Consider the following 8,706-nt stretch of genomic DNA (forward strand, 5'->3'; position numbering starts at 1 on the left):
TATGCCTTGGCCGGGGGACCAGTTAGCAAACTTGAACCAGGACTAGATCTACCCGGGGGATCCCTCCCCCGGATAGGTCATTCCTTATAGCCGATTACATCAAGATTGAGTCAGGGCGGTATGTCGCTGCCCAGTCGTGATTGTCGTTGAAGCCATCGTCAGAAGTAATCACACGGATTGCTTCGTAGGAGCCAGTGTCACCGGTGGAGAAGGCATTGATGCCCACGCCGCCGATTGGGTTGGCGTCCTGACCGAGCGAGGAGAAGTAGCTCTGATCGTCGGTAACACCCAGCAGGTTCACAAACGCACCGTTGATGTCGATGGTTGTGTCTGTGCCGTCGTCGTTGACTACAGCTTCGGCGTTCAGTGCCGCGAAGGCTGCACCGGCGCTTGTGCCGATACCTGTTGTGCCGTCACCTGCGATGTTGGTGACGCGGAACAACAGAACGTCGTGGTCCTGATCCATGTCGAAGTCAGTGACTGTGTCGTTACCATCGGTGGAAGCGAATGCCTCGCCATCCCATGTCAGGTCGATCACAACGATGTCTTTGCCTTCGCCGGTGGTGATCAGGTCATCACCTTCGCCGCCAACCAGGACGTCGTTGTCACGGCCACCGTCGAGGGTGTCGGCCATACGACCACCATAGATGGTGTCTTCGCCAGCGTTGCCGTTCAGTACGTCTGAACCGGACTGACCGTAGATGCAGTCGTCACCGTCGTTGCCGTTCATGGTGTCGGCGCCGTTGTCGCCTTCCATCACGTCATCGCCTGTGCCACCGCTCATGAAGTCGGCGCCAAGGCCACCATCCATGAAGTCGTTGTCCGCGTTACCGTACATTTCGTCGCCGGCACGACCACCAACCATGGAGTCGTTACCTTCGCCGCCACGCATGGTGTCAGGTGCACCCTGCTCAGCAAGACGATCGATGAAGTCACCGTACATGTCGTCGTCACCACGATCACCGTACATGTCGTCACGGCCAGCGCCACCAAGCATAGTGTCGTCGCCTGTGCCGCCACGCATACGGTCGGAACCGTCGTTGCCTTCCATGTAGTCGTCACCACGGTTACCGAAGAGACAGTCGTTGTCTTCGTTGCCGTACATCTCGTCGTCACCGCCACCACCGTGGAGGTGGTCACGACCGGTGTTACCGTACATCAGGTCATTGGCGTTTTCACCGAACAGCTCATCGTTGCCGCCCTGGCCCCACATGGTATCGTTACCGGTACCACCGCGGATCAGGTCGTTGCCTTCTTCCTGGAAGAAGTCAGAGTCATAGTCCTCTGGGCAATCAACTTCACGGTCGCCAAGCTGCTCAGCGTGCACTGGAACAGCGGAGTTACCGTTTGAGGAGTAGTACGAGGAGTTCCACAGGCCTGGGCCGTTGTCACCCCAGAGCATGTCGGACTGTGCGCCACCCTCGATAACGTCGTTGCCGCCGCCACCTTTGATCAGGTCGCGATGTGCGCCACCGTTAACGTCGTCGTCGCCTTCGCCACCGTTCATGGTGTCTTGGCCACGGCCACCCTGCATCAGGTCGTTGTCAGCTTCGCCGTCCATGAAGTCGTTGCCACCCTGGCCATCCATGGTGTCGTCGCCGTCACCACCAAGCATGGTGTCGTTGCCGTCTTCTTCTTCGTCTTTTGAGCCTGGGTTGCTGTCTGCACCGAAGTCCAGATCTTCGCCGTCGGCCTGACGCTCGTCACCGAACATCTCGTCATCGCCGGTACCACCAATTACGAGGTCGTCGCCGATGCCGCCAGCCATACGGTCGTTGCCGCCCTGGCCGTGCATTTTGTCGTTACCGGAACGGCCATACATTGTGTCGTTGCCATCGGTTTCGGACTCGCCGGACTGACCGTTGTCACCCCACATGCAGTCGTCGCCACCTTCGCCGTCCATGCAGTCATTGCCTGCATCGCCGTAAAGGTAGTCGCCGTCGTCGCCTTCTGGGTTGTCGCCAGCTGTGTCGCCGAAGATTACGTCGTCGCCGTTGCCGCCGAACACGCGGTCGGAGTCTTCACCACCGAGCAGAGTGTCGTCGCCGTTTTCGCCGTCGATGTAGTCGCAGCCTTCTTCGCCGTCGATCCAGTCGTCGCCGTCGTCGGTCAGGCGCGTGTTGTCACCACCGAACAGGTAGTCGTCACCGTTGCCGCCGAGGATCGCGTCGTCACCAAGACGACCTTCGATGTAGTCCTGGCCTTCTTCGCCGTTCAGGCGGTTGTTACGCTCGTTGCCGTAAACAGCGTCGTCGCCGTGACCCGCTTCTGCGTTGTCAGCTGCGTTGTCGTTGTTCAGGTCGATGATGTTCGCGTCGGTACCGCCGCGCTCTGTGTTCTCATCGTTAAAGTTGATGTCATCTTTGTCGTCGCTATAGATGATATCGCACGTTGGATCGCATACTTCCCAATCTGGGTTGAATGTTGGATCTGACATTATACTACACTCCATTAAATAAGGCGGGGTCAGTAGCAGATAACCACTGATGTAAATGTAACCCCCCCGGGTACCCCCGACACAACGTCAGGGCTTCGATACAAAGACGGTCCCCCGTCTTGACGTTAAGAAACCACTAATGCAGTCGCTTAACTGCCCCCATTTGGGGATAAAAATGCCTTAAAGTTGCCAAATTGCGTTTCCATTTCAGAAACAATAGAAAATACTGTTTCCCTTACGGGTTCCTGAAACGCTGCTCCAGCCAGAATGCCACCTAAAATCAGGGCACTGGCCAGAATTGCGCCGCGCAACCAGCGACGCTTTGGTTTGGCGGTATCCGCAACGACATCTGCCATTGCAGCACGCAATGCGGGCTCAAATTCAATCCGCAAAGCGCCTTCCATCCGGTCGACCGCCTCTTCCATGGTGTCAAGGCGTTCTGACAGGATCTGACGATCCTTGTCGGCCTTGTTGACATACATCTCACCGATACCCTGATTGAGGGTTTCGAACATCTTGACGAACCGCTTGTGCAGCTCAACCAGGTCGTGCTGCCGCGCGATGGCCTGATCGCCTGTCACCAGAAATTTCTTCAGCGCAAGCATGTCTGCTTCTGTCAGCGAACGTGTCGATGCAACGCCAGATTTGACCGGCGCGGCTTTCGCAAGCGCTGGTTTGTTCGCGGCATCAACCGGCTTGTCAGCTGGCGTGCCTTTATATGTGTCTTGTCCACTCACTTGGTTCATGATGCCCTCCCTACAGATGACTGCCAAGTAAGAACATGGGCCATCTCGGCGCGGTTCCCCATATCCAACTTGGAAAGGACCCGCTTTGCGTACGTGTTATAAGTCTGTTCCTTGACGCCCGCGATGGACGCCGCCTTGCGATTGGGCAGGCCCAGCTGCATCAGCGCGGCAACCCGCGATTCAGCAGGGGACAACCCCATCTTCTGTGCAAGCATCTCGATCCGCTTGATATCCGGCTGACACGGCAGGATCGCAATGATCAGCGGCGTGTCATGGGCCGCACAACGGTATTGAGAGAGCGACAGAGGCAACCGGCCACCGGCACAGTTGCCTTCAAGAAACAGAATGAACTCATCATTATTGCCTTCAGGCACCGCCAAACACTCGCGCATGGCGACGTTCAACGCTTTACTGTCAGCCGTGTTTGCCAGCTTCAGCTGACCGGCCGCATCAACAACAACATCACCTTGATCCAGAACCTCACGCCCTGCGGCGTTTGCTTCCAGAATGGTGCCGTTTGCATCCAGAACCATCACGGCAGAGTCGGTCTTGTTGGAGATCGTCCAGAGCAACGCGCTGCTGACTGCCTCCCCTTCGCCACTTTGAAGTTCACTGATGCAATCTTCGCGCAGGTTCCGCCAAATGGCAGCCAGCACGTCTTTGCAGTGGGCGTCATGCACACCGCCGTCCTGTTGCAGCGCGATCAGATCAACCGCGCCATCCGCATAGGTACACCGGAAAAGCACCCAGGTGCCGTCGGTGGTAAACCCATGGGTCCAGGACCCATCCTTGCCGTCTACGTCGATCGCGCGAAAATCAGCAATCGCTTCGGGCTGGCCCACATGACGGAGCTTGCCCGTCATCGTGCCAGCACCTTGCGCGGCTGTGTCTTCAATCGTGGTCAGGCAGACGTTGGCGTTCAGCGCGTCAAATCGCACGAAAGCCTTCTTTGTAAGAGTTGTTAAAGATCTTTTAAGCGAATTGGAAAAGACAAAATGTTCGGTCCCCACCGCAGACCTTGGTAAAGTGCTCATAAATTCCCCCGGTGCACTCGATTTGGATAACACTAAGTTAACACAGGGGAAGGAATCCCGCCCGAACGCAAAGGGTGTAGACAAATCACACGGAAACTCACGGTTATGTGCAATTTTGTCAAAAATTGGCCGATGGTTCTACCTCAAACGGCGTAAAACCGCTCAAGATTCCCAACCGGGGGTTGAAAAACCGTAACGAACGGTGGATTTCCGCCAGTGCAATAAGGCAGAAACATATCGTTTCCAAAACGGACACAAACCAGAAATATATGGGAAATCAAAAACTTAATTAAAATATGCCAGCAAAATGTGGCAAAAACTTAGCCAAAAGACCTAGAAGCGGCCAAGCCGCCACGACACCGCCTTAACTTTGACCAGACAAGTGTTGTATCTTTTTTCTAGCAGCGGAACCCCCAAATGGGGACGTCCGAATTACGCAAAAGCTTTTTAGGCAATTTTTTGCCATCAGACGCCGTTTTAGTGAGCGGAATTTAGGGGGGAACTGAGGTGTCAGTTCATATTGTCGGCGGTAGTGAAATGATGCGGGATCTGTTCGCATCAATCTGCGCCAAGTTAAATTTCGACGTCGGCCAGTGCCTGAATGAACTGGCCGCGCTTGATGATGTTGACGCGTCTGACGTTATCTTGCTTCACAGTACATGTCGTGATGCCTCTGCATGCAATGACATCACACAGTTGAAAGAACGGTTTGCCCAGGCGCGTGTTCTTGTGGTCACAGATCGGGATGTACCGATGGATGTGCAGAACCAACTCAGCATGGTTGCAGAGGCGGTTTTGTCTGAACAGCGCTCTGCGGATTCGCTCGCCGCGGCACTGACGGTTGTTCATGAGGGATACCGATTGGTCCGTGCGGCAGCACCACATCATCCGCACCCATCCCAGATGAACGTCGGCGCCATGCGGGACCGTGCATCAGATGAAGACATTGCCAAAGCCAACGCGGCAGCCATCCGGCTATCGGCCCGTGAAAGTGCCATTCTGGAGAAGCTTGTGGATGGCGGAACCAACAAGGATATCGCCAATCAGCTTGGGATCTGCGAAGCAACCGTGAAAGTCCACCTGCGCGCCTGCTATCGCAAGATTGGCGCAAAAAACCGGACCCAAGCCGCGATGTGGGCAGCGCAACAGCTTTAGACTTCAGCTTTCCAGATCGTCGAACACACCCGGCGCCATCTCTTCCCAAAAGGCAAAGATAGCACGCGCATTCAAAGCGCTGGCCCAGCCAAGCCGCGCGAAATCCTCACGATCCAGCTCGCTTTCGAGCTGCGACAGAAAAAGCCGCCGATCTGCATCCCGTTGGGTGGGGTTCCGCCCTGCCACAACATCGCGAACCCGCTCCATGCGCTGCGCCCTGCCCCGCCGCTCCATGGCGCGCGTCCGTGCTTCGGCCTCCGCCTCGGCTTCAGCCGCGACCTCTGCCGCCGCACGGGCCTGGGCGGCAGCACGTACCTCAGCCGGCACTTCGACCGGCGTTGCTGCGGGCTTGTAGTCATGACGAATGGCGGCGTTGAGGTAACGGGCGGGATCTTCAACTCCGTCTTGCTCGGCAACCAGTTTCAGTTTCGTCGCGACATAGTCTTCGCCATGCTGCGCAATCCATTGCCGTGCCAAACGGTCGGACACCCCCTGCCCCATCAACTTGGCATAGATGTCTGAATTTCGTGTGCCCGGCGCATCATCCAGATCGAACATCGCAAGCTGGGCATTCTCCTTGATCTTGAACCGGACTTCCGTGACCGTCCTGCCCTGCTTTCGAAACTCTGGTGTGACCTCGATGTTTGAGGCTTTGTTCACCTCCGCAACGGAGGGTTTGATGATCTTGGCATTGAGGTGTTTGAAGGTCTGATAATACGCGCTCTCTTCCACCCCCATCAGACGCCGAAACAGATCAAGCTCCCACCATCCTGTGCTGCCCGTGCGGACAAACCGATAGCAATTCTCATACAGCGCCAAGGCATGACCGCTGGAGAAACGTTTTTGAATGTTCAGATTGATCAGCGCAAAGACCTTCGGGTCATGCAGTTTTTCAGCCAAGGCGGGAGAATATGCATATTCGCAAACACCGCCCTTCAGCTTGGCATATGACAAGAGTGCGGACACACCCCATTCCTGATGCCCTTTCGCATCCAGCATATCCCATTCCGCAACGGTTTCAGCCAATCCCCGCAGGGCGTTTTTGAGCGTGTCCATATCGTTGGATTGATATCCGATCATCAGACACAGTGTTCGTGCATCTATCCGATGCTTCTGTTGAGAAACCAATCCGTCATAGGCATTCAGCAACAGCACATTCGAAAGCTTACGCTGCAAAAGCGTCAGCTTGCCGGACACATGTATCGCGGCGACGTTCTTCTTGACCGACTCACGTTTGAGCGCGCCGGTCAGCCGGGTGATATTGCCTGCGTGGTCATTCATTCGCGATGGTTCTCGCACTGCTCGATTAGATACAGTATGCCACGCAAAGGTACCTCGGCTCAAGAAGCATTCAGGTACCCTTTTGCGGGATGGGCTTGATCCCGTAGATGGGTACCCAATTGGGTCCACCGCTCCTGTAAATGGATACCTTTGGACCTTTGTGACCGTAACAGGGAGAATCAGAACAGGAAAAAACAGGCTCTAATCCGTCGTGTTAGGACCATCCTGCGAATCGGTGCCTCACATCCTGCGCCTTGGGTCCCTTGTTCCCGTATTCAGGTACCGTTCGACCCGTATCCAGGTACCGTCCATCCTGTATCTGGGTGCCAAACTGCATGCAACTCATTGGTTTATATAAGTGTTCCGCACAGAAACTATCTAAAGCTCATAAAGAATCTCAACATATATGTCTGTCTTTCTGAACTCCGATTAAGAAAGATATGGGGTCTGATCATGGAAAGCGCTTTATTTAGGCTCTGATTCTGCCCTCAAGGCGCAAAGGTGATTCCCCTTGTTCGACTGATGTGCGATAGTTTTGGCATAAACACCAAAAACACCTCACATCATAAGAGGACGCGGGCATGAGCAGAAAACAAGACACCTACACCCCTCCCTATCAAAATCTGGATCCAGCAACATCAGGTGCCCGTCTGGGCGCTCCGGTGGACACGGCCCGATTCGCCAAAGCGGCAAGTTTTTGTGAGCGGGGCCGGAGTGATTTGGCAAAGCGTGGGTATTCACCAGATGGCAAAAAGCGCCTGCGCAAATTCTCCACCTGGGAGATTTGCCGCTACCTCATCCCTGTGGCGCCTGCCCATCTGCGTCGTGTCCTGAAAGGCAATCCGGATCTGCCACAGGGAGAAGGCGCTGGGGGATCAAAATGGTTCACGCTGGAAGAGGTCCTTTCGCTGCGAAACCACTTCTCCAAAGAAGGGATGGCCTCAAAGGAATACCGCCCCTACCGCCCAGAAGGTGCACCGGCGAAAGTGACGGCCGTCGCGAATTTCAAAGGCGGCGTTGGGAAAACCTCTACAGCCGCGCATCTGGCAATGGCGGCTGCTCTGGACGGCTACAAAGTGCTGGTGATTGATCTTGATAGCCAGGGATCAATGACCTCCATCCTTGGCGGCAAGGTGGAGGATGAGTGGTCAACAGTCTTTCCTTTGCTGGCCAAGGACTACGCGCAACATGTTGGACAGGAAAACATTGTTCGAGCAGCTGCTGGCGAAGCCCCCCTGCCCCTTGATGAAACCCTTCGAGAAGCGCTGACGGTTGAGGCAAAGGATGTCATTCAACCAACCCACTGGCCCAACATTGATCTGATCGGGGCGCAGCTCAACCTCTATTGGGCGGAGTTTCAGGTGCCGGTCTGGCGGATGGGTGCGCGGGGTTGGCCCCTGTGGGATGCGCTGAGCAACTTCCTTGAAAACGAGGGCATCCTGGAGGCGTATGATGTTATCATCCTCGATACCCCGCCAGCCTTGGGGTACCTGACCATCAACGCCCTGGCGGCGGCAGATATTCTATTGGTGCCGCTTGGGGCGTCGTTTCTGGAGTTTGATTCGACCGGGCGGTTCTTTGATATGCTCTATTCGACCTTCGCCAGTATTGAGGAAGGCGAGAATGCGGGGCGCCGAAAGGCGGGATTGCCGGAGGTGAAGTTCGAGTGGGACGTCGTTCGCGCGTTGATCACGCGGTTCGATGCCAATCAGCAGACTGATCTTGCCAATGTCATTCAGGCCTATTTTGGGGATTTCATGAATGCGTACCGTCAGGAGTTCACAGCTCTTGTCGGTCAGGCCGGTGAGCAAGTGAACGGGATTTATGAGGCAGATTACCGGGAGTTCAACCGGGACACCTACGTGCGGGGCCGTGAGGCCTTTGACCGGACTTATGCGGAGTTCAAGGAAATGCTGATCGGAACGTGGTGGCGGGATGAGCAGGAAATGAAAGCATCTGAGCAGGAGGCAACATCAGATGGCTAAACGTCGTAGATTGGAAGCGCCAAGTGCCGCGCAACTGGATGAGCTTGAGAAGGGTTTCGCGCGCGAAA

General features: G+C 55.5%; 6 protein-coding genes. 2 read left to right on the forward strand and 4 right to left on the reverse strand.

Features of this window, described 5'->3' with window-relative positions:
* Positions 1-94 precede the first annotated feature (94 nt).
* The 3 genes from Q1A91_RS22620 to Q1A91_RS22630 form a co-directional block, all read right to left on the reverse strand.
* The gene (locus Q1A91_RS22620) at positions 95-2,437 is read right to left on the reverse strand and encodes a calcium-binding protein (RefSeq protein WP_299882920.1); all 2,343 of its coding nucleotides are present in this window, start codon (positions 2,435-2,437) and stop codon (positions 95-97) included.
* A gap of 149 nt (positions 2,438-2,586) precedes the next feature.
* A complete protein-coding gene (locus Q1A91_RS22625) occupies positions 2,587-3,183 on the reverse strand; it encodes a hypothetical protein (RefSeq protein WP_299882922.1) in 597 nt (198 codons plus the stop codon).
* Positions 3,180-4,301, reverse strand: coding sequence for a helix-turn-helix transcriptional regulator (locus Q1A91_RS22630; protein ID WP_299882924.1), 1,122 nt, complete (start codon positions 4,299-4,301; stop codon positions 3,180-3,182). The genes Q1A91_RS22625 and Q1A91_RS22630 overlap by 4 nt, the downstream gene beginning before the upstream one ends.
* Positions 4,302-4,913: 612 nt before the next feature.
* Here Q1A91_RS22630 and Q1A91_RS22635 point away from each other — a divergent pair.
* Entirely contained in the window at positions 4,914-5,372 is a 459-nt protein-coding gene (locus tag Q1A91_RS22635) for a LuxR family transcriptional regulator (RefSeq protein WP_299882926.1), read from the forward strand.
* Positions 5,373-5,375: 3 nt separating this feature from the next.
* Here the strand turns inward: Q1A91_RS22635 and Q1A91_RS22640 are convergent, their stop codons facing one another.
* A complete protein-coding gene (locus Q1A91_RS22640; RefSeq protein WP_299882928.1) occupies positions 5,376-6,653 on the reverse strand; it encodes a replication initiation protein in 1,278 nt (425 codons plus the stop codon).
* A 581-nt stretch (positions 6,654-7,234) separates the two neighbouring features.
* Between Q1A91_RS22640 and Q1A91_RS22645 the strand changes: the two genes are divergently transcribed.
* The gene (locus Q1A91_RS22645) at positions 7,235-8,638 is read left to right on the forward strand and encodes an AAA family ATPase (RefSeq protein WP_299882930.1); all 1,404 of its coding nucleotides are present in this window, start codon (positions 7,235-7,237) and stop codon (positions 8,636-8,638) included.
* Positions 8,639-8,706: the final 68 nt, after the last annotated feature.

Source organism: uncultured Sulfitobacter sp., assembly GCF_947500075.1.
Classification (GTDB): Bacteria; Pseudomonadota; Alphaproteobacteria; order Rhodobacterales; family Rhodobacteraceae; genus Sulfitobacter.

Excerpts from the sequence above, each read along its gene's own strand:
- Q1A91_RS22620 (WP_299882920.1), bottom strand. The coding sequence starts at position 2,437 with ATGTCAGATCCAACATTCAACCCAGATTGGGAAGTATGCGATCCAACG.
- Q1A91_RS22640 (WP_299882928.1), bottom strand. The coding sequence starts at position 6,653 with ATGAATGACCACGCAGGCAATATCACCCGGCTGACCGGCGCGCTCAAA.
- Q1A91_RS22625 (WP_299882922.1), bottom strand. The coding sequence starts at position 3,183 with ATGAACCAAGTGAGTGGACAAGACACATATAAAGGCACGCCAGCTGAC.
- Q1A91_RS22645 (WP_299882930.1), top strand. The coding sequence starts at position 7,235 with ATGAGCAGAAAACAAGACACCTACACCCCTCCCTATCAAAATCTGGAT.